Genomic DNA, 21,206 nt, shown 5'->3' on the forward strand with positions numbered 1-21,206 from the left:
TACGGTGTTCCTGAGAACCGAATACAGATCGACCCATAGGAGAAAACCATGCCACTCGTTTCCATGCGCCAACTGCTGGACCACGCCGCTGAAAACGGCTACGGCCTGCCGGCATTCAACGTGAACAACCTGGAGCAGGTCCAGGCTGTGATGGAAGCCGCCAAGGAAACCGGCGCGCCGGTGATCCTGCAAGCCAGCGCAGGCGCCCGCAAGTACGCCGGCGAGTCCTTCATCAAGCACCTGATCCAGGCCGCCGTTGAAGCCTATCCGGAGATCCCGCTGGTGATGCACCAGGATCACGGCCAGAGCCCGGCGATCTGCCAGGGCGCGATCGACCTGGGCTTCGGCTCGGTCATGATGGACGGGTCGCTGCGCGAAGACGGTAAGACCCCGGCGGACTTCGACTACAACGTCGACGTCACGCGCCGCGTGGTCGAGATGGCACACAAGGTTGGCGTGACCGTTGAAGGTGAGCTCGGCTGCCTGGGCTCGCTGGAAACCGGTATGGCTGGCGAGGAAGACGGCCACGGCGCTGAGGGCAAGCTCGACCACTCGTCCCTGCTGACCGACCCGGAAGAAGCGGCCCAGTTCGTCAAGGCTACCCAACTGGACGCGCTGGCCATCGCCATCGGCACCAGCCACGGCGCCTACAAGTTCACGCGCAAGCCCACCGGTGACATCCTGGCGATCAGCCGCGTGAAGGAAATCCACGCGCGCATCCCGAACACCCACTTGGTGATGCACGGCTCGTCGAGTGTGCCGCAAGAGCTGCTGGCCATCATCAACCAGTACGGCGGCAAGATGAAGGAAACCTACGGTGTGCCGGTCGAAGAGATTCAGGAAGCCATCAAGTACGGTGTGCGCAAGATCAACATCGACACCGACATTCGCCTGGCAATGACTGGCGCGGTGCGCAAGTTCCTGGCTGAAAACCCGGACAAGTTCGACGCCCGTGAATGGCTCAAGCCCGCCCGCGAAGCCGCCAAGCAAGTCTGCAAGGCCCGCTACATCCAGTTCGGCTGTGAAGGCCAGGCTGGCAAGATCAAGCCGATCGGCCTGTCGGTCATTGCTGCGGATTACGCGAGCGGCAAGCTGGCGCAAGTGGTGCAGTAAGCATTTCGCGTCACAACTAGCAAACGGCTGGCACTGCGCCAGCCGTTTTGCATTGCATGGGCCACGTATAATGCTGGCCTTCCACGTTTCCTCATCTCCTCTCGGGTTTCGCCGTGTCCGCCACCCCCGCATCCACCGCCCTTTATGAATCGTCGATCACCAGCCTGCCGTTGCTCGGCCGTGGCAAGGTGCGCGAGAACTACGCCGTCGGCGACGACAAGCTGCTGATGGTCACCACCGACCGCCTGTCGGCGTTTGACGTGATCCTCGGCCAGCCGATTCCGGACAAGGGCAAGGTCCTGGCACAGATGTCGGATTTCTGGTTCAACAAGCTGCGCCACATCGTGCCGACGCACGAGACGGGCATTGCGCCGGAAACCGTGGTGGCCCCAAACGAAGTCGACCAGGTGCGCGGCCGCGCCATCGTGGTCAAGCGCCTGAAGCCGATCCTGGTGGAAGCCGTGGTGCGCGGTTACCTGGCCGGCAGCGGCTGGAAGGACTACCAGGCCACTGGCGCCGTGTGCGGCGTGCATCTGGCCCCTGGTCTGCAGAACGCGCAGAAGTTGCCCGAGCCGATCTTCACCCCCGCCGCCAAGGCCGAGATGGGTGAGCACGACGAGAACATCTCCTTCGATGAAGTCGAGCGCCGCATCGGTACGGCGCTGGCCGCGCAGATCCGCGACGTGAGCATCCGCCTGTACAAGGAAGCGTCCGATTTTGCCGCCACGCGCGGCATCATCATTGCCGATACCAAGTTCGAGTTCGGTCTGGACGAGAACGGCACGCTCACGTTGATGGACGAGGCGCTCACCGCCGATTCGTCGCGTTTCTGGCCGGCCGATTCGTACCAGGTGGGCACCAACCCGCCGTCGTTCGACAAGCAGTTCGTGCGCGACTGGTTGGAAGCCGTGCGCATCGACGGCAAGCCGTGGCCGAAGACCGCGCCGGCGCCGCAACTGCCCGCCGACGTGATCGAGAAGACCGCTAGCAAGTACCGCGAAGCACTGACCCGCCTGACCGGCGAGTCGCTGCGCTAAACCAGGAGCGACGACGATGACCGTACAGCAAACCGCTCCGCTCGTTGGCGTGGTGATGGGCTCGAACTCCGATTGGGAGATCATGCGCCACGCCGTCGACATGCTCACGCAGTTCGGCATTCCGTTCGAGGCGCAGGTCGTCTCGGCACACCGCATGCCGGACGACATGTTCCGTTACGCCGAAGCCGCACGCAGCCGCGGTTTGCGCGCCATCATCGCCGGGGCAGGCGGTGCTGCGCACCTGCCGGGCATGATCGCCGCCAAGACGATCGTGCCGGTGTTCGGCGTGCCGGTGCCGTCCAAGTATCTGCGTGGCGAAGACTCGCTGCTCTCCATCGTGCAGATGCCCAAGGGCATTCCGGTGTCGACGTTCGCCATTGGTGAAGCGGGCGCGGCCAATGCGGCGCTCGCGGCCATCGCCACCATTGCTACGACAGACTTGGCGTTGGCCGATAAGCTCGAAGCCTTCCGCGCGCAACAAACCGAAGTGGCACGCGGCATGACGCTGCCCGTTCATGGTGCCTGAGGCGCCTAAGTAACTGACGACCCCGCGACCTGATCCATGGCCGACGACCTGAACCCGCGCCTGGCGCAAGCCCACACCGCGGAATCCCGCGCGCTGAACGTTCCCAACGCGATCCTGCCCGATGCCTGGCTGGGCATGCTGGGTGGCGGCCAGCTCGGCCGCATGTTCACGCACGCCGCGCAGGCGATGGGCTACAAGGTCTGCGTGCTGGATCCGGACCCGAACAGCCCCGCCGGCACCATCGCCGAGCGTCACCTGTGCGCCGGGTACACCGATGAAGCCGCGCTGACCGAAATGGCCGCGCTGTGCCCGGCCGTCACCACCGAATTCGAGAACGTGCCGGCGCAAGCGCTGGACAAGCTTGAGCAACTCGGCGCGTTTGTCGCGCCGCGCGCCAACTGCGTGTCGATCGCGCAGAACCGCATCGCCGAGAAGAAGTTCTTCGCGCTGTGCGCCGCCCGCACCGGCATTCATCCGGCACCGAGCTGGGTGATCGAGCACGAAGCCGACATCGAGCAACTGCCCGCCGACATTCTGCCCGGCATCCTGAAGATTGCCCGCATGGGCTATGACGGTAAGGGCCAGGCCCGCGTCTCCACCATTGAGGAACTGCGCGCTGCCTGGGGTGCCATGCAGCACGTGCCGTGCGTGCTGGAGAAGATGCTGCCGCTGGCGTACGAAGTGTCCGTGCTAGCCGCCCGTGCCGCCGACGGCACTACCGCCACCTGGCCGCTGGCCGAGAATGAGCACCGTGACGGCATCTTGTTCTCGACGATCATGCCGTCGCGCAGCGTGTCGGACGACATTGCCACGCGCACGCGTGCCGCCGCCGCGATGATCGCGGAAGAGATGGGCTATGTCGGCGTGCTGTGCATCGAGTTCTTCGTGCTGCAGGATGGCTCGCTGGTGGCCAACGAAATGGCGCCGCGCCCGCACAACTCCGGCCACATCACCATGGATGTGTGTGAGACCAGCCAGTTCGAGCAGCAGGTGCGCGCCATGGCCCGTCTGCCGCTGGGCAGCACGCGCCAGCACTCACCGGGGCGTATGCTCAATGTGCTGGGCGACGTGTGGTTCGAATATGGTCTGGAACGTACGCCAGCGTGGCACGAAGTGATGGGCCACAGCGGTGCCAAGGTCCACCTGTATGGCAAGGCGGACGCCCGCCCGGGCCGCAAGATGGGCCACGTCAACTGCGTCGGCACCTCGCCGGAAGTGGTGGACGAAGCCTTCCGCCACGCCGCACACGTGCTCGGCCTGCAGCCGGATTAAGCGAGCACGCATCATCATGCACAAGTCGACCACGCCCTACGTCATGCCTTCGCGCGAGCGCCTGGATGAAGCCGCGCGCAAGCTGGAGGCGGGCGAGCTGGTCGCCTTCCCGACCGAGACCGTCTATGGTCTCGGCGCCGATGCCGAAAGCCCGCAGGCCATCGCCAAGATCTACGCCGCCAAGGGGCGTCCGTCCAATCACCCCGTGATCGTGCACGTGGTCGATGGCGCGGACATCTCTTACTGGGCCGATGATGTACCCGGCATCGCGCTGCAACTTATCGAAGCCTTCTGGCCTGGCCCGCTCACGCTGATCCTGAAACGCGCGCCGCACATTCCGGCTGCGGTAGCAGGCGGGCAGGACAGCATCGGGCTGCGTTGCCCGTCGCATCCGGTGGCGCAGGCGCTGCTCTCGCGCTTCAAGCGCGGGCGCGGTGGCATTGCGGCGCCGTCGGCCAATAAGTTCGGCCAGGTCAGCCCGACCACCGCACAGCACGTGCGTGACGAGTTCGGCGATGCCGTGTTCGTGCTCGAAGGCGACGGCGTTGACGTGGGGATCGAATCGACGATCATCGATCTCTCGCGCCTGGATCAGGGCATTGGCCCAGTGCTGCTGCGCCCGGGCGCCATCACCCCCGAAGACATCGAGCGCGTGACCGGCGAGATGCCCGCACTGCCCGATGCCGCTGCGCCGCGTGCCTCCGGCACGTTGAAGGCGCACTACGCGCCGCGTACGCCGCTGTATCTGCTCTCCGCGACCGAAGTGCCCGCGCGTCTGGCAGCGTTGCAACCCGGCAAGCGCATCGTCTGGCTGGGCGCCCCCGTGGCATTGCCGGCCGGCTGCGACCAGCAAGCCGCACCTACCACCCCTGCGGCCTACGCCAACGCGCTGTATGCGCTGCTGCGCGAGCTCGATCGCGGTGGCTACGACGCCATCTGGGTAGAAACCCTAGCCGATACCCCCGCCTGGGCAGCCGTCAACGACCGCCTGCGTCGCGCCGCCGCCGCGTTCGCTGCTTAGTTCGAGTCGGGCCTCTAATTCTTCCGGGGCACGCGTTCGCCGTGCCCCCGCCAACCTCGCTACACTTGGGCGTTGTGTCGTCTGGCGTGCTTCAAACGCACGGGCAACGCACCACAGATCAAAAAAAATTCCATACGGGAGACAGACCATGAAGTTGCGTCAATGGATGGGGGTTGTTGCATCGGCAACCCTTGCCTTGGGCCTGGCCGCTTGCGGCGGCGAATCCGATCAGAGCGGTAGCAGCAATAGCGGCAACCCCAAGGTTCAACGCATGGTGGTGTTCGGCGACAGCCTGAGCGACGCCGGTACCTACACGCCGGCGGCAGCCCCTGTGGGCGGCGGCAAGTTCACCACCAACCCTGGTCCGGTGTGGGCGGAGACCGTGGCATCGCAACTGGGTGTGGCACTTACGCCGGCGGTGATGGGTTACGCAAACCAGGTGCAGACCTGCCCGAAACCCGGTTGCTTCGACTATGCGCAAGGCGGTTCGCGCGTGACTGATCCGAACGGTATCGGCCACAACGGTGGCGCAGGCGCGCTGACCTATCCGGTCAAGCAACAGCTCGCCAACTTCTACGCGGCCAGCGGCAACACGTTCAACGGTAGCGGCGACGTGGTGTTCGTGTTTGGTGGCAACAACGACATCTTCTATTGGGCAGCGGCGGTGGGCCAAACTGGCCCCGGCGGTGTCGTGATAACGCCGGCCATCGCTACCGCACAGGTGCAGCAGGCCGCGACCGATCTGGTCGGCTACGTCAAGGACATGATCAGCAAGAACGCGACGCAGCTCTACGTGTTCAACCTGCCGGACAGCAGCCTGACGCCGCAGGGCGCATTGGGTGGCCCGCAAGGCCAGGCACTGCTGCATGCACTGGTGGGCGTGTTCAACACCACGCTGCAAACCGGCCTGGCGGGCACCACTGCTCGCGTGATCGACTTCAACTCGCAACTGACCGCCGTGATCCAGAACGGCACGCAGTTCGGCTTTACCAACACCAGCACGCCGGCTTGCGACGCAACCAAGATCAACGCGCTGGTGCCGGGCGCTGGCGGCAGCTCGCTGTTCTGCTCGGCCAACACGCTGGTGGCAGTGGGTGCGGATCAGTCCTACCTGTTTGCCGACGGTGTGCACCCGACCACGGGCGGCCATCGCCTGATCGCGAGCAACGTGCTGCAGCGTCTGCTGGCAGACAGCCTGATGCACTGATCTGGCAAGTCCGACTCAAAGCAAAACGCCCGCGCAAGCGGGCGTTTTTGTTTGCAGCGGCGACGCGTGGGCGGCGTCACTGTGCGGTCGGCGTCGGCAACGTCACCGCTAGGCGTGCCAGTGTCGCCTTCAGCGCTTCGCTTTTCGGCGAGATGGCGAGGCCCCGCTTGAACGCCTCCTGCGCTTCGTCGGTTCGGCCGAGTTTCCACAGCACTTCGCCCTTGTGCGCGAGACCTTCCGCACGCGCATCGCGCACCACGTCGTCGCTGACGCCGTAGCTGCCGTCCGGCTGGTCGAAGATGGCGATGGAGCGGTCGAACCACGTGAGTGCTTCTTCATTGCGGCTCAGCCGATGGAGCGCCCAGCCCTTGCTGTCGAGGGCGAACGGATCGTCCGGCTGTTGTGCCAGATAGGCTTCGATCATCGACAGGCCGCGCTCCACACGCAGCCCCGCATCGACGAGGTCATAGCCGTAGCTGTTGAGCTTGTCGTCGGGCACTGGACGCAGATTGAGCGCGAAGTCGACGTGTTCGAGGTTGCGCTCGGCAATCGCCAGCGAGATCAGCTTGCGTGCAAGGCGGTTTTGAAAGCCTTCGCTGAGTGTGGTGCCGTTGGCGGTCAGTGCGCCGAGGTACTGCGCGTAGAGCGCCGACGGGCTTTGCGCCTCGTCTGCGTTGGCAATGGCTCTGCCGGGGCCTGCGCACCAGGCGTAGTCCTCGAGGGTGAACTGCATGTCGATATCGAGCTGCACCGCGCGCGTTTCGCGCGATTGCGCGTAGTAAGAATAGCCCCCGTCATTGGCGCGGCCGCAGATCAGGTATTCGTCCGTCACATCCAGCAGGTACGGATAGCCGCTCAACGGAGCACCATCGAGTGTGCTGATCAGATGGAAAGATTCACCAAACTCACCCTGGCCGATGATCGGGTTGAGTATCCAGCGCTTTGCCGGATAGCGCTTGGGCAGGCGGATTTTGACCGTGCGCCCCGCGCCATCGGTGGTGCCGAAGATCACGCTATCGTTTTCGTCTTTCTTGGGCGGTTTGCCGGCGATGGTGTGGTTCGGCAGGAACAGGCGGTAGCGCGCGTTGGGCATCGGCTTGCTGGTCGAGGGATCGATCAGCACGAACTGGTGGACCTGTGCGCCGCGGCCGAGCGTGGCTGTTGGGGCGATCCACTCGCGCGCGACAGCAGGTAGGGCAGAGCAAAAAAATGCCGCGCCAAGAAGCGCGGCAGATAGACGGGAAAGCATATTGTTGGGAGGGGGGCTGGCGAAAAATTTCAACGCCCCATCATAGCCAAGCTGCTTCGCCCAGATGTTAAGAGTGCTTCATGTGGATGCCTTTGCAATGTGCTGCACGGCAAACCGGTACACCGCGTCGACATCGTTTAGGTTGAGCACGGTGATGCCTTCCGGTACCTGAACCGCATCTGCTGCATCCGTGGCGACCGCTACCACACCACCAATCTCCGGCCACAGCGGCGCACGACCCAGCGAAGGGCGGAAGATCTCGATCTTCGGGAAGTCACTGCGCTTGTAGCCTTCCACGATCACCACGTCGGTCTCGGGAGACAGCAGTGCCAGCACGTCGGCCAACTCCGGTTCCTGTGCCGGCGCAAACTCGCGCATCAGCACGAGACGCTCGCCGCCCACCAGCACCACCTCGGCGCTGCCGGCCGAGCGCATACGGTGCGAATCCTTGCCCGGCGTGTCGAGGTCGAACCCGTGATGGGTGTGCTTGACTGCGGCCACGCGGCGGCCATCGCGTACGAAGCGGGCGATGAGCTGCTCGACGAGCGTGGTCTTGCCGCTGCCTGAGGTGCCCGTAATGCCGAGAAGCGCCGCGCGGGTGTTCGGCGGGATCATCGTGGCGCGCCCTGGTAGATCCATTGCAGCAGCGCGTCGTGTGCAGCCTGACCGCCGCTGGCATTCGGGTGGTTGATCATGCTGACGACCACGAAGCGCTCGCCGTTTTCGCCTTCTACGTAGCCGGCGATGGCGCGCACGTCATTGAGCGTGCCGGTTTTGATCTCGGCATTGCCGGCCACGCCGGCGCGCGTGAGGCGGTTGCGCATGGTGCCGTCCACGCCCACCACGGGCAGTGCGTCGCGCAGGATGCCGCCGTTCGGGTTGGCATCGGCCTGTTGCAGCAGGCGCCCCATGTTGCGCGCACTGATGCGTTCCGTGCGCGACAGGCCCGAGCCGTTCTCCAGCACCAGCTCCGGCATCGTCAGGTTCTGTTTGGCAAGCCAGCGGTTGATGACCTCGGTCGATTGCGGCACCGAGGCGGGCTTGCGGCCGATCTCCGCACCAATGGTGAGGAAGAGCTGGCGTGCCATCACGTTGTTCGAATACTTGTCGATGTCGTGCACGACATCCGCCAGCGTGGGGCCGTAGTGCGTGGCCAGCAGCACGGCCTGGCGCGGCACCTTGCCTTCACGCAGGCCGGGCGTGAAGCGCGTCGTGCCACCGGCTTGCTGCCACAGCGCCAGGAAGCCGCCCCAGATGAAGTCGGCGTGCGTGAGCGCGGCAATGTTGTAGACGCGCTCTCCGCAGGCGGCAGCGTAGCGGCCGTCGAAGCTGGCGAGCACGTGGCCGTCGGTCTGCGTGGTGATGTTGGCGCCGGAGGCCGTCTTCCAGTCGCCGCAGCCGCCGCGCGTGGTGCGCAGCTGGTTGTCGATCTGCAGTTGTGCCAGCGGCGGCGACACGTCGATGTTGACTGCGCCGTTGCCCGCGTCCGGCGTGAGCGTGAAGGTGAGTGTCTTGAACGAGTAGAGCAGCGCGTCAGGCGCCACGTTGTAGGCGCGTCCGCTGTCGCCGTCGAGCGGGGGCGCTTCAGACAGGCCGTTCTCGAAGTATGTGCGGTCCAGCACGATGTTGCCGGCCAGCTCATCCACGCCAGCGCGGCGTACATCGCTCACCAGCTTGACCAGCTCTTCGGGAATCAGCTTCGGGTCCCCCTGGCCGCGCAGGTAGAGGTTGCCGTTGAGCGTGCCGTTGACGGGCTGGTTGTCGGCATAGGCCGTGGTCTTCCAGCGGAAGTTGGGGCCCAGCAAGTCCAGCCCGGCAAAGGTGGTCAGCAGCTTCATGGTCGATGCCGGGTTCATGCCGGCATCGGCGTTCCACTGCAGGATGGGGTTGGCGGTGCCGGTGCGGATCACGAACACGCTCACCGCATCGAGCGGAATATGTGCGCGGGCAAATGCCAGTGCCACGTTGGCAGGCAGCCCGGCCGGATTGCGTGCGGCCTGGCGCTTCTGTGCTGCGGTTGCGGCGGGCGTAGCGTGTGCGGCGTGGGCCTTGGGTTTCTTGGCATGCGCCAGCGGCGCGGCCGTGAGGGTGAGCAGCGTCGCGCAGGCAAGTGCACAGCGCGACAGGTTCAGCAAACGGGTCGAGCGAATTCGGGCCATCGGGCGGGAGGCAGAGTGGGGCACACGTGCGTGCGCCAAGTGCGGATGCAGGCATGTTAACGCAGTGACCCCATGCTTCGGCCGACAAGCAATGCGGCATTCGCCATCCAATTCCCGTAGAAGCATCCGCGTGTGACGGCAGCGTCATCGCGTGGGCAATCCTGCGCAAAGCAGTGATCAGCTTGGCGCGGTAGCATGGCACCTTTGCTGCGCGACGTTCGTGCGGCAAGCGCATTCTTCGTTGTCCTCATGTCTTCCGAATTCGTGCAATCTGCCGGCGTGCTGCAGCCTCGCCGGCTTCCCCTGTCAGCCCGCGCGGCGACGATGGCTCTCTTTTTCGTCAACGGTGCAACGTTTGCGACCTGGGGGATCCACATCCCCACGGTGAAGGCGCGCTTTGGCTTGTCCGAGGCGTCGTTGTCACTGGCGATGTTCATGGTCGCCTTTGGCGCCATCCTCTCGATCAAATTTGTGGGCCGCTGGGTGGCGCGCGTTGGCACGCAGCACGCCAGCGTGCGGGGTGGCATCGCGTTCAGCGCGATGCTCGCGTTGATCATGCTGATGCCCAGCTACCCGGCGCTGCTGGTGGCGCTCTTTCTGTTCGGCATCAGCACTGTGGGGTTTGACGTGGCCATCAATGCACAGGCCACCACGGTGGAGGCCCACCACCACAAGCCCATCATTTCGTCTTTGCATGGCATGTTCAGCCTGGGCGGCATGGTGGGCGCAGCGGTGGGCGGCGTGCTGTTGGAGTTGGGCGTGCCGCCGGCCGTGCACTGTGGCGGTATGGCGATCGTCTTGATGGCGACCGCGCTGTGCGCCGGGCCGTTCATGCTGCCCGATCACGTGCATGCGGAAGGCGAGCCCGCACACCCGACCACCGGACGCACGCTTTTTGTACTGGGTCTCCTGGCGTTCTTCGGTCTGCTGGGTGAAGGTGCAATGTACGACTGGACCACCGTCTACATGCGCGAGATTGCGCAATCGCCCGAGGCCGTTGCCAGCGCCGGGTATGCAGCGTTCTCTGGCGGCATGGCACTGGCGCGTTTCGGCGGCGATTTCGCACGCGGGCGCTGGGGCAACATGCGCGTGCTGGGCGCCAGCGGCGTGCTGGCCACGGGCGGCATCCTGCTGGCGCTGCTGTGGCCTGACCCGGCTGCCGTGCTGGCCGGCTTTGCGCTGATGGGCGTGGGCGCGGCCAACATGGTGCCGATCTTCTTCATTACTGCATCGCGCCTGCCGGGCGTGCCGGCCGCCGAAGGCATTGCGGCGGTGGCGCGTTTTGCCTATGTAGGTTTGCTGATCGGCCCGGTCATCATCGGGTTGATTGCCCACCGGTCGGACCTGCGCTGGGGGCTGTCGGTGGTAGCGCTGACGATGGCGCTGATTGCCGTGGCCGGGCCGGGGGCGATTCGGCAGAAAAGCCAGAAAGGGCTGAATGAGGCTTAAGGGTCAACACTGATGTTGTGCAAATCGCCAAAAAAATAGGCACTTCCTGTGCGTTGACTTTCGCGTGCGCTTGCCATAGCTTACGACGAGGAGAGGGGGTTCCCCGACGCCCTGTCATGGCCAAACCGTGATGACGGCATCGGGACACGTTCAAAACGAGGCTGCACCATGCGATCAGCCCAAACGACCCATAGGAAAGGAGCTTCAGATGCCGTACAAACGTCTCAACCTCGTGGCAGCGGTTGCTGTCGTGGCAGCCATCAGTGGTGTGGCGCACGCACAAACCGATAAGAAGTTCGACCCCTACAGCCAAGGCGCCAACGCCGACAAGAAGTTCGACCCGTATACCCAAGGGGCGAAGGCCGGCGACAAATTCGACCCGTATTCGCAGGGTGCCAACAAGGATGACAGCACCGCCAGCGCACTCAACCCGGGTGCCCAGCCGGCCAATGTCGAGAAGGGCAAGTACGATACGTACACGCAGGGTGCCAAGGCCGGTGACAAGTTCGATCCGTACAGCCAGGGTGCTCGCCAGGGCGATGCCACCAGCCCGTACTCGAAGGATCCGAACACCAAGCAGTAAGCCCATGCACATTGGGTTCATGAAGACGCTGATGCATCGCCAGATGCATCGGCGTTTTTCTTTATGGGTTGCGGCCGCAGTGGCGTGTGTCACGCTGCCCGCGCACGCAGCCGGCCTGTGCTCCGCGTCCTGGGTGCACGACGGCAGCCGCCTGCAGTTGGACGGCAATGGCAAGACGCCGATGATCGTCGAGTTCACGCTGCACGACGTCAATCACGATGTGCTGGACGGCTGCGAGATCGGTCTGCACATCTATGCCAAATCCGGCCTTGTGGCGCTTGGCGGTCGGCCGATCGAGACGGTGCAGGAGCATCGGTTGATGGTGGATGAAGCGGGTGTCGTCACGCGCGTTGTCAGCACCAACGGCAAGGTGTTTGCGCAAAGCGAGCATGCCGATCTGGTTGGCACCGTCAGCACCGCCATCTCCGGCATGTTCCTGTATGGCGCAGGTTTGGCACCCGAGGCCGAGATGCTGCCGGGCGACACCTACGATTCGAGTTTCGATTTCGACGTGATATCGCCGCGCCTGGGGATTTCGGTGGGGCGCATGCGTGCCGAGCACGCCAAGGTGGAGGTGTCCGAACGCGAGGTGGGCCCGCCGCAACCGATGAACACGGTGGTGGGCGTTCTGCAATGCCGGCCGATTCGCTACACGCGCACGGCCACGCTGGGCGTGCTGAAGCTGGGCGATGAATCGCTCGAACCCGAGCCGACCGTTGCCCATCTGACCGATTGGTTCTGCCCGGAAGCCGGCGTGGTGATGCGTCAGGAGGTTGAGCAGCACGGCCAGACGCAGACGATCGACGTGGTCGATCTCACACGCTGAGCATCAATACCCGAATACCTGTCGCGACATCATTCAACGCTGCCGTCGAAGCGGTACACGCGCGCCACCGTAAAGGGCGCCTCGGGCTCGGGCTGCGTGAACAGCGTGATGTTGTCGACGGACATCGTAGGCGGCAGCACCACGCTGCTGGCTTCCAGCGCGCGGTAGCAGGCTAGCTGCTCTGTATGGCCCAGTCGTCCGGTCAGCGTGATGTGGAAGGTGAAGGTATCAAACACGTACGGATAGCCCCAGCGCTGCAGATGGTGCTCCTGTGCGTCGGACAGGCCGGCCTGGCGCCGCCGCGCAAGTTCGGTGGCCGGGGCGGGTGCGCGGAAGGCGTCGAACTCGCGCACGCAGGCATCAGCGAACTCGTGGAGCGCATCGCGCGCCGGATCGCCATGGCGCAGGCGCCAGGCCAGGAAGCCGCGCAACGTTTGCAAGGCGGGTTCGATCGTGAACGGGGTTTGTTCGGGCGCGAACCGGCGCAGTGCCGCATCCAGGTCATCCACTGTGTGGGTCTCTGCCAGGCGGAACGGCGGCTTGAAGGTGGCGTGCAGGCCGTAGTGGCGCGGGTCTGCGGTCCAGCGGTCGAGCGTGGTGAGGTCGACACGAGCGTCGCGGGCCAGCGGTTGGCGCGCATCGGCGTCGATCGGCTCGCCGTGCAGCGCGCAGCGGCCGAGCCAGCGGGTGCCCAGCGTGTACCAGGGCTCGGGCGGCAGCAGGTAGAGCGCGTATCGCCAGGCGTTGGGGAGAGCAGGCAACGGTTGCAGCGGTGCGTCCATCTGCGACAAAGCCTTCAGGCGATGAGCGGCAGATGCCCGGTGGCGTGGCGCAGGCGCCCACCCACCACGGCAGCCACCACGCGTGGCAGGCCCGGGCGGCGGTCATCGACCACGATGGCGTCGGCACGCAGGCCGGCGGCGAACCTGCCGCGGTCGGTCAGCCCCGCCGCTTCAGCCGGGTTGGCGGCCACCAGATCCCATGCCCGCGCCAACGGTGCGACGCCGCGTTCGGCCAGCTTGAATGGCGCGGCCAGCAGGGCCGGGTAGTAGTAGTCGGAGGCCAGCACCGTGCCCAGCCCGGCCGCCACCATGGCTGCGGCGTTGGGCGCGCCGTTGTGGCTGCCGCCGCGCACCACATTGGGGGCGCCGAAGACGATGTGCCCACCGTGCGCACGCGCCGCGCGGGCCACCTCCTCGGTCAGCGGGAATTCAGTCACGGTGCAGCCCTGTGCGTGGAAGGTGTTTCGCGTGGCCACATCCGGTTCGTCGTGCGAGGCCATGCGGATGCCGTGCTGCTGCGCTGCCCGTGCCAGCGCGCCGAGCACCTCGTCGAGCTTGTGTACGTTGACGGCGGCGGTGTCCAGGCGGGTGCGGAAGGTGTCGACGTCGCACTCGGCGCGGTCGGCGTATTGCGCGAGCTTGCGCGCGTCGCCCAGCTTGTCGCGCATCATCGGCAGGTGGTCGTTGAATGACAGGAAGTGCACGCGGCCCGCCGCCATCCAGGCCAGCGCATCGGCCACGCCGTCCGCGTGGTGCAACTCGAAACGCAGGTGCATCAGGTGCTCGGCACCCAGGTGCGGGCGCATGGCTTCGAGCGTGTCGAGCATGCGCAGCGCATAGGCGTGGCCGCGCAGGCCGCCTTCCCAGGAGTACGTCACGCCGTGGAATTCGGTGGTGATGCCGCTGGAGAGCAACTGGCCGTCTACATCGGCCAGCGCCGTATCGTACGGAAAGGCCACGCCGGGGCGCGGCATGACGGCGCGCTCGAAGGCATCGCCATGCAGATCGACGATGCCGGGCAGGACAAGGAGGTCACCGCAGTCGAGCATGCCGCGCGTCGGGTTGGCATCACACGCAACGATGCGACCGTCGCGAAACTGGACCGCCGCCTCCACGAGCCCATCGGCCAGGAGCGTGCGGCGCGAAACGAGGCCGGCCAAGTGACCGACAGAGGACGAAAACGATTGCATGGCCCGTGCCTGAGAGAAAGTGTGCGCAATGCAGTGCTCGCGCGCATCGAAGTTGTGCTGGCATTGTGCCGCAACTCACGTGCCATTCGACCTGACATCGGTCATTTGCACCACTCTGAAGTAGGGAGGACCATCCAAACGCCTTAACTTTCCCGACACGATGGTCGATAGCAAGAGAAACAGACTGGGGCCTGTCATCACATGAAACGTACGCGCGTTGCCCCGAGCTGGGGTCAGCTACGCGAAGGAAGCCGCCGCAAAGGGTCATTCCCTTTGCAAGGCGCCCGACAAAGTAGATGGCCCCAGCTCGGGGTAACCCGGAGGGCAAGGGGAATTTGGGCCGCATGGCGTCGTTGTGGCCGGCTTGCTTGGGGCGACCAAGCGGCGCCGTCCACGCCTAGCCCTGCGCCCCAAATTCCCCTTGCGCGCGCACGTTTCATGTGACGACAGGCCCCTGCCCATATGGATGCCACTTCCGCCGAGCGGCCCGACCGTCCCGAACCGGATGCAACCGGCCCGGAGACGCCTCGGCCGCTACCGCTTGCTGATGACCGCTACGAGGCGCTTGTCCGGCAAATGCCGGATGCGCTGTACATCGTGGCAGACGACATCATCGTTTTCATCAACGAGGCGGGTGTTCGGCTGTTTGGTGCGCAGCACGCCCGCGACATCGTCGGCCATGAGCTGGACGAGTTCGTGCATGGCGACTCGGTGCAGCTTGCCCGCCAGCGCCGCGAATGGATGGTCGCGCACGGTGCGGGCCTGCCGCCGGTGGAGCAGACCTTGCTGCGCTGCGACGGCACACCGGTCGAGGTGGAAGTGCTGTCCGCCCCTGTGCAGCTGGGCTGGCGTACCGCCATCCAGGTGGTGGCCCGCGACATCAGCCAGCGCAAGCAGGCCGAGCAGGCCCTGCGTGAATCCGAAGCCAACTACCGCGCCCTGGCCGCAGAGACTGCCCGTGCCAAGGAATTGCTGCGCTGCGAAAAGACTGTGCTCGAACTGAGTTCGCGCAACGTGCCGCTGCCCGACCTGCTGGCCGAGGTGTGCCGGCTGGTGGAAGTGCTGCTCGACGACGGGGCGATGTGCTCCGTACTGCTATGCGGCGACGGCGAGCACGTCACACAGGCGGTTGCACCCTCGCTGCCGTTCATGCTCTCGCAGGTGCTGATCGGGCTGTCGATCGGGCCGGCGCATGGCTCGTGCGGCACGGCCATGTTCCTCAACAAGCGCGTGGTGGTGGAAGACATCGACACCGACCCGCTATGGGACGGCTACCGCGACATCGTCCAGCCGCTCGGATTGCGTGCCTGCTGGTCCACCCCCATCCGCGGCGACAACGCGCAGATGATCGGTGCGATGGGCGTCTACTACGACACGCCGCGCGCGCCCACGCCCGATACGATGGGTTTGCTTGACGGCATTACCGACATCGTCGGCGTGGCGATTCAGAAGGCGCACATCGCGCGTGAGCTGCAGGAGAGCGAAGAGCGCTATCGACTGGCCGTCGACAACCTGACCGAAGGCATCGTCGTGCAGGCGGCCGACGGCACCATCCTCGCCTGCAACCCGAGTGCGCGCCGCATCCTGCGGGCGGGCAACGTCTCGCCGGTCGGTACCAGCCACCTTGCGCTGATGCGCCGGTCCTTGCGCGAAGACGGCAGCGAGATCCCCTTCAACGAACGGCCCACGCACGTGGTGCTGAGCACCGGCCGCCCGCTGCTGGGCCTGACCATCGGCCTGGAACTGGTGGATGGCGACGTGGTGTGGGTGCACGAGAACGTGCTGCCCATCGCGCGCCCCGGCGACGATGCGCCCACCGCCGTGCTCATCTCGTTCAACGACATCGGCCCCGCACGGCAGGCGCAGCAACAGCTCAAGTTCCTCGCGCAGCGCGATGCGCTCACTGGCCTGTACAACCGCGCCTATTTTTCGCAGCGCATGCAGGCCGTGCTGGACGAGGCGGCCAACGACGGCCGTCAGGTGGCCGTGCTGTTCCTGGATCTGGACGGCTTCAAGAAGGTCAACGACACCGCCGGCCACGAAGCGGGCGACCATCTGCTGCGTATCGTCGCGCAGCGGCTGTCGGCCTGCGTGCGCCAGAGCGATACGCTGGCGCGCCTGGGCGGCGACGAATTCGTCGTGCTGCTCGACAACGTGCGCTCGCTGGGCGAGGCCGAGCGCCTGGCCCAGCGCATCGTGGGCGCCATCGCGCAGCCGTTTTCCACCAGCGGCACGGAGTACTACCTGGGGGCATCGATCGGCATTGCCGTGTATCCCGAACACGGCAGCGACGCCGCCACGCTGCTGCGCTGTGCCGATGCCGCCATGTACAACGCCAAGCAGAACGGGCGCAACCAGCACCGCGTGTACACCGCGCGGCTCTCACAGCGGGCGCAGCGGCGCTTCCAGCTGGAATACCACCTGCGCCGCGCGCTGGCCGCGGAAGAGCTGTCGCTGCGCTTTCAGCCCATCGTCGATGCAACGTCGATGGAGATCGTGGGTGCCGAGGTGCTGCTGCGCTGGCACAGCACGGAGCTGGGCGAGGTGTCGCCCGCCGAGTTCATCCCCGTGGCCGAAGACGCCGGGCTCATCGGCGCGATCGGCGAGTGGGTGCTGGCGCAGGCGTGCCGCCAAGCCGCGCACTGGCGCGCCACCTGCATGCCGAACTTCTTCGTGGCCGTGAACCTGTCGCCGCGCCAGTTTGGCGAAGGGCTGGTGCCGACCATCTCGCGGTGCCTGGCCGAAGCTGGCCTGCCCGCGTGCGCGCTGGAGATGGAGATTACCGAAGGCCTGCTCATGCGCGACACCGCTGCCGTGATGCCCGTGCTCGACGCGCTCACCGCGCTGGGTATCCGCATCTCGGTCGACGATTTCGGTACGGGGTATTCCTCGCTGTCGTATCTGCAGCGCTTCCCGATCGACAACCTGAAGGTGGACCGCTCGTTCGTCTCGGGCATTCCGCGCCACCGCGATTCGGTGGTGATCTCGCGCGCCATCGTCGCGATGGCCGCGTCGCTCGACATGACCGTAACCGCCGAGGGCGTCGAGACGCTGGAGCAGGCCGAATTCCTGCAGGCAGCCGGCTGCGACAAGCTGCAGGGCTTCCTGTTCGGCCCGCCGATGACGGCCGCGGCCTACGAGGCACGGCTGCGGCGCAACCACACCGCACAGGCGTAGTCCCGACGTAATGCCCGCGTAAGTCAGGGCGCGTAGCGTCTCTCAAGCGCGCATCCGCCTGCGCCGATATGCCCCATAGAGGGTTGCCCCGCCACCGTTGCGAGGGCGCACAAAACAATGACACTTGGAGACCACCGCACGTGAAGCCATTCGCCTGGGGCCGCGGCCCCAAAGCCTCTCCTGAACTTGTCGCCCGAATCGCCGAAGAGGCCGGCCGCGTGGGCATGGGCATCTGCGAGGTGTCCGGCAACGTGGAAGACGTGGCCGTGCGCCTGCGTCGCCAGGCCGATGTGTTCGATCAATTGCGCAGTGCCGCCGACGCCACCATGCGCGGCAACCACGACATTGCCGTGGCGGCGCGCCACGCGCGTGAAGTGGCCTCGCATGCCAGCGAAGAGGTGAGCGGTTCACGCGCCACGGTCGAGGCGTCGCTGCGCGACATCCGCGAGCTGGCGATCGGCGTGGCCAGCATGGAGCAGCAGATCGCTGCGCTGCGCGACGCGCTGGTGCAGGTGGCGCAGGCGTCCGAACAGATCTCGCAGATTGCCAAGCAGACCAACCTGTTGGCCATCAACGCCGCCATCGAGGCGGCGCGCGCTGGCGAATCCGGCCGCAGCTTTGCCGTGGTGGCAGGCGCGGTCAAGCAGCTCGCCGGCCAGACCGCAGAGGCCACGCAACGCATCGAGACCACGCTGGCGGACCTGTCCGGCCAGACCGACAAGCTGATCGGCGACAGCAGCGCCAACGTGGCGCGTGCCCAGCGCGTGGACACGGGCACGCAGGCCATCGGCGCCGTGATTGGCGTGGCAGGCGAGGCCATCGCGCGCTTTGATGCCGAGGCCACCAGCATTGCCGATTCCACCGCCGCGATCGAAGACGAATGCGCCTCGCTCGCGCAAGAGGTGGAGGGCATGGCTGAGGGTGTCCGGCAATCGAGTCAAAACATCGACAACGCACGGCAGCAGCTTTCCGGCCTGCTGGCGGTGTCGGAAACGCTGATTCGGCACACGGCCTCCACTGGTGTGCAGAGCGCTGACACGGTGTTCATCGACGCCGTACAGGCAACGGCGCGCAAGATCGGTGCGCTGTTCGAATCGGCGGTCGCGCGTGGTGACATCAGTGAAGGCGACCTGTTCGATCGTGCGTATCAGCCCGTCGCCGATACCGACCCGCCGCAGCATCTGGCGCGCTTCACCACATTTACCGACCGCGTGCTGCCCGCGTTGCAGGAGCCGCTGCTGGGGCTCGACCCGCGTGTGGTGTTTTGCGCGGCGGTGGATGCCAATGGCTATCTGCCGACGCATAACCTGAAGTTCTCGCAGCCGCAGGGGGGTGATCCGGTGTGGAACGCGGCCAACAGTCGCAACCGCCGGATGTTTACCGACCGCACGGGCCTTGGGGCTGCACGCAATACCGAGGCTTTCCTGCTGCAAACCTACCGGCGCGATATGGGGAACGGCACCTTCGCGATGATGAAGGACGTGTCGGCGCCGATCTATGTCAAAGGGCGGCACTGGGGTGGGTTGCGGATCGGGTACAAGGTGGCGGGGTAGGGCGCCGGTTCTGCTTTGGAAAGGGCGTTGATGGGGTTCGGAACATCGCCGACGGTGTCCGGAACCTCATTGGTGGCGTTCGGAACTCCGTCGATGAAGTCTGGAACCCTATTGATGGAGTTTTGGAACTTCAATCGCGGTGTTCGGAACCTCACCGGTGGTGTATGGAACCATTGCTGATGGCGTTCGGAACCTCACCCGCGGCGTTCGGAACTTCGTCAGTGGAGTTCTGAACCATCGTTGATGGGGTTTGGAACCTCAAGCGTGGAGTTCAGAACTTCATCGGTGGCGTTCTGAACTGCGCTCTGGGGGGGCGATTGGGTGCTGATTGGCGCTGGTGGTGCATCCCCCGTTTCGTCCCCTGCCGGGGGCGACTCACTTTCTTTGTCTTGCCAAAGAAAGTAAGCAAAGAAAGGCGCGCCCGAGATGGCGAAAGACTCCTTGAATTTTCGTAACCGGGCGGGGATGGGGAAAACTCGCTTCGCTCAGACAGTTCCCCATCCTTTTTCCGCCCGCTTACGAAAATTCAAGGCGCCATCTAGGGCAGGAACGTCAACGGCCAAACCATCGGGGCGCATGGGGCTGCGCCTCGATGGTGTCTTCTGGGGTTTGGTTGCTGGGTTTAGCGCTTGCGCGTGCCGAGGATTACTAGCACTGCGGCACCCAGCTCCAGCATGGCTACGAAGTACAGGCCGGCCGACAGGTGGCCGGTGCTCGTTTTCAGCCAGCCGATCATGTACGGTGCGACGAAGCCGGCCAGGTTGCCGATCGAGTTGATGAGCGCGATGCCGCCTGCGGCTGCCGTACCGGCGAGGAACACAGCTGGAATTGACCAGAACACGGGGAACGCCGCCAGGATGCCGATGGCCGCTACAGTGAGCGCAACCAGCGCCAGCACCGGTGAGCCCAGCGTTGCGCCCGTTGCGATCAGGCCCGCGCTGGCGATGATGGCGGCGATGGCGCAGTGCATGCGGCGTTCACCCGTGCGGTCCGAATGCATGCCGTTCCATACCATCGCGATCGTGCCGGCGATGAACGGAATGGCGCTGATCAGCCCGATACGGAAGTTGCCCTGGATGCCCAGCTCTTTGATGATCGACGGCGTCCAGAAGGCGATGGTGGCGTTGCCGCTGACCACGCAGAAGTAAATTGCTGCGCAGATCCACACACGGGCGTTGGACAGCGCCGCGCCAAACGATACGTGCTTGGCCGGATCGCGGTTTTCTGCGTCGATGGAGCGGACGACGGCTTCCTGCTCGGCGGCGGAGAGCCACTTGGCCTGGCGTGGCGTCTCAGGCAGCCAGGCCAGCACGGCAAAGCCGGCCAGCACCGAAGGTATGCCCTCCAGCAAGAACAGCCACTGCCAGTTGGCGAGGTGGCCCACGCCTTCCATCGTGCTCATGATGAAGCCCGCCACCGGGCCGCCCACCACGCCCGCGATCGCAAACGAGGTCATGAACAGGCCGTTGATGCGCGCACGGTAGGCCGACGGAAACCAGTACGTCAGATACAGCACCACGCCCGGGAAGAAGCCGGCTTCAAAAATGCCCAGCAGGAAACGCAGCGCATAGAACGAGGCTGGGGTTTTCACATAGATCATCGCCATCGAGGCCAGGCCCCAGAGGATGGTGATGCGCGCCAGCGTTTTGCGTGCGCCGATCTTCTCCAGCAGCAGGTTGCTCGGCACTTCAAACAGGAAGTAGCCGATGAAGAAGATGCCGGCACCCAGACCGTACACCGCTTCGCTGAACTGCAGATCTTGCAGCATCGACAGCTTGGCAAAGCCGACGTTGACGCGGTCGATCCACGCGAGGATGAACAGGAAGACCAGGAACGGCACCAGCCGCCATGTGATGCGGCGGTAGGTGGCGTCCAGCGCGGTGCCGTGGGGTGGGCTGCTGGCCGGGTCCGTGCGGTCAGCCGGCAGGGCTTGGGTTTGCGACATGGTTTCCTCCAATAGCGTGCAAGGGCGTCTGCGCTTTGTTGTCAAAACGCAGGCGTGAGTGGGGCCGGACGCGTCTTCAGCGCGCCTTGTCTTCGTGGCTTAGAGAACCGCCCGCGT

Annotated in this window: 17 protein-coding genes; 11 read left to right on the forward strand and 6 right to left on the reverse strand. The window is 65.3% G+C overall.

Annotated features, from left to right (window positions below; translation table 11 throughout):
- The first annotated feature begins 48 nt into the window (after positions 1 to 48).
- The 6 genes from fba to ACS13N_RS10995 all read left to right on the forward strand — a co-directional run bounded on the left by fba (position 49) and on the right by ACS13N_RS10995 (position 6,176).
- On the forward strand, positions 49 to 1,113 hold the full coding sequence (gene fba / locus ACS13N_RS10970; RefSeq protein ID WP_438931685.1) for a class II fructose-bisphosphate aldolase: 1,065 nt from the start codon (positions 49 to 51) through the stop codon (positions 1,111 to 1,113).
- Between the two features lie 113 nt (positions 1,114 to 1,226).
- Positions 1,227 to 2,150 carry a phosphoribosylaminoimidazolesuccinocarboxamide synthase gene (locus ACS13N_RS10975; RefSeq protein ID WP_438931686.1) on the forward strand — a complete coding sequence of 308 codons (924 nt, stop codon included), beginning with the start codon at positions 1,227 to 1,229 and terminating at the stop codon, positions 2,148 to 2,150.
- A 16-nt stretch (positions 2,151 to 2,166) separates the two neighbouring features.
- Complete coding sequence (gene purE, locus ACS13N_RS10980; RefSeq protein WP_438931687.1) at positions 2,167 to 2,676, forward strand: 5-(carboxyamino)imidazole ribonucleotide mutase; 510 nt, start codon at positions 2,167 to 2,169, stop codon at positions 2,674 to 2,676.
- Between the two features lie 36 nt (positions 2,677 to 2,712).
- A complete protein-coding gene (locus tag ACS13N_RS10985; RefSeq protein ID WP_438931688.1) occupies positions 2,713 to 3,948 on the forward strand; it encodes a 5-(carboxyamino)imidazole ribonucleotide synthase in 1,236 nt (411 codons plus the stop codon).
- Positions 3,949 to 3,964: 16 nt separating this feature from the next.
- Positions 3,965 to 4,969 carry an L-threonylcarbamoyladenylate synthase gene (locus ACS13N_RS10990; protein WP_438931689.1) on the forward strand — a complete coding sequence of 335 codons (1,005 nt, stop codon included), beginning with the start codon at positions 3,965 to 3,967 and terminating at the stop codon, positions 4,967 to 4,969.
- 148 nt (positions 4,970 to 5,117) lie between these two features.
- Positions 5,118 to 6,176, forward strand: a complete 1,059-nt coding sequence (locus tag ACS13N_RS10995; protein WP_438931690.1) for an SGNH/GDSL hydrolase family protein — start codon at positions 5,118 to 5,120, stop codon at positions 6,174 to 6,176.
- 76 nt (positions 6,177 to 6,252) lie between these two features.
- Here ACS13N_RS10995 and ACS13N_RS11000 read toward each other — a convergent pair whose 3' ends face one another.
- From ACS13N_RS11000 to dacB, 3 genes are all read right to left on the reverse strand, one after another.
- A complete protein-coding gene (locus ACS13N_RS11000) occupies positions 6,253 to 7,299 on the reverse strand; it encodes a tetratricopeptide repeat protein (RefSeq protein WP_438931691.1) in 1,047 nt (348 codons plus the stop codon).
- A gap of 204 nt (positions 7,300 to 7,503) precedes the next feature.
- A complete protein-coding gene (gene mobB / locus ACS13N_RS11005; protein ID WP_438931692.1) occupies positions 7,504 to 8,040 on the reverse strand; it encodes a molybdopterin-guanine dinucleotide biosynthesis protein B in 537 nt (178 codons plus the stop codon).
- Complete coding sequence (dacB, locus tag ACS13N_RS11010) at positions 8,037 to 9,584, reverse strand: D-alanyl-D-alanine carboxypeptidase/D-alanyl-D-alanine endopeptidase (RefSeq protein ID WP_438931693.1); 1,548 nt, start codon at positions 9,582 to 9,584, stop codon at positions 8,037 to 8,039. Before dacB ends, mobB begins: the two co-directional genes overlap by 4 nt.
- A gap of 249 nt (positions 9,585 to 9,833) precedes the next feature.
- On the opposite strand from dacB, the gene ACS13N_RS11015 reads away from it, so the two are divergent.
- From ACS13N_RS11015 to ACS13N_RS11025, 3 genes are all read left to right on the forward strand, one after another.
- The gene (locus ACS13N_RS11015) at positions 9,834 to 11,033 is read left to right on the forward strand and encodes an MFS transporter (RefSeq protein WP_438931694.1); all 1,200 of its coding nucleotides are present in this window, start codon (positions 9,834 to 9,836) and stop codon (positions 11,031 to 11,033) included.
- A 208-nt stretch (positions 11,034 to 11,241) separates the two neighbouring features.
- Positions 11,242 to 11,616 carry a hypothetical protein gene (locus tag ACS13N_RS11020; protein WP_438931695.1) on the forward strand — a complete coding sequence of 125 codons (375 nt, stop codon included), beginning with the start codon at positions 11,242 to 11,244 and terminating at the stop codon, positions 11,614 to 11,616.
- A gap of 4 nt (positions 11,617 to 11,620) precedes the next feature.
- A complete protein-coding gene (locus tag ACS13N_RS11025) occupies positions 11,621 to 12,442 on the forward strand; it encodes a hypothetical protein (RefSeq protein WP_438931696.1) in 822 nt (273 codons plus the stop codon).
- A 29-nt stretch (positions 12,443 to 12,471) separates the two neighbouring features.
- Here the strand turns inward: ACS13N_RS11025 and ACS13N_RS11030 are convergent, their stop codons facing one another.
- Together ACS13N_RS11030 and ACS13N_RS11035 are read right to left on the reverse strand one after the other, a co-directional pair.
- A complete protein-coding gene (locus ACS13N_RS11030; protein ID WP_438931697.1) occupies positions 12,472 to 13,224 on the reverse strand; it encodes a DUF1045 domain-containing protein in 753 nt (250 codons plus the stop codon).
- A 14-nt stretch (positions 13,225 to 13,238) separates the two neighbouring features.
- Positions 13,239 to 14,414 (reverse strand): alpha-D-ribose 1-methylphosphonate 5-triphosphate diphosphatase, encoded by a 1,176-nt coding sequence (locus ACS13N_RS11035; protein ID WP_438931698.1) that lies wholly within the window; start codon positions 14,412 to 14,414, stop codon positions 13,239 to 13,241.
- A gap of 462 nt (positions 14,415 to 14,876) precedes the next feature.
- Between ACS13N_RS11035 and ACS13N_RS11040 the strand changes: the two genes are divergently transcribed.
- Positions 14,877 to 17,591, forward strand: coding sequence for a bifunctional diguanylate cyclase/phosphodiesterase (locus ACS13N_RS11040; protein ID WP_438931699.1), 2,715 nt, complete (start codon positions 14,877 to 14,879; stop codon positions 17,589 to 17,591).
- 140 nt (positions 17,592 to 17,731) lie between these two features.
- Complete coding sequence (locus tag ACS13N_RS11045; RefSeq protein WP_438931700.1) at positions 17,732 to 19,144, forward strand: methyl-accepting chemotaxis protein; 1,413 nt, start codon at positions 17,732 to 17,734, stop codon at positions 19,142 to 19,144.
- A gap of 622 nt (positions 19,145 to 19,766) precedes the next feature.
- Here the strand turns inward: ACS13N_RS11045 and ACS13N_RS11050 are convergent.
- The gene (locus tag ACS13N_RS11050; protein WP_438931701.1) at positions 19,767 to 21,089 is read right to left on the reverse strand and encodes an MFS transporter; all 1,323 of its coding nucleotides are present in this window, start codon (positions 21,087 to 21,089) and stop codon (positions 19,767 to 19,769) included.
- Positions 21,090 to 21,206: the final 117 nt, after the last annotated feature.

It is taken from the genome of Ralstonia sp. 24A2, from assembly GCF_051783885.1.
Lineage (GTDB): Bacteria > Pseudomonadota > Gammaproteobacteria > Burkholderiales > Burkholderiaceae > Ralstonia.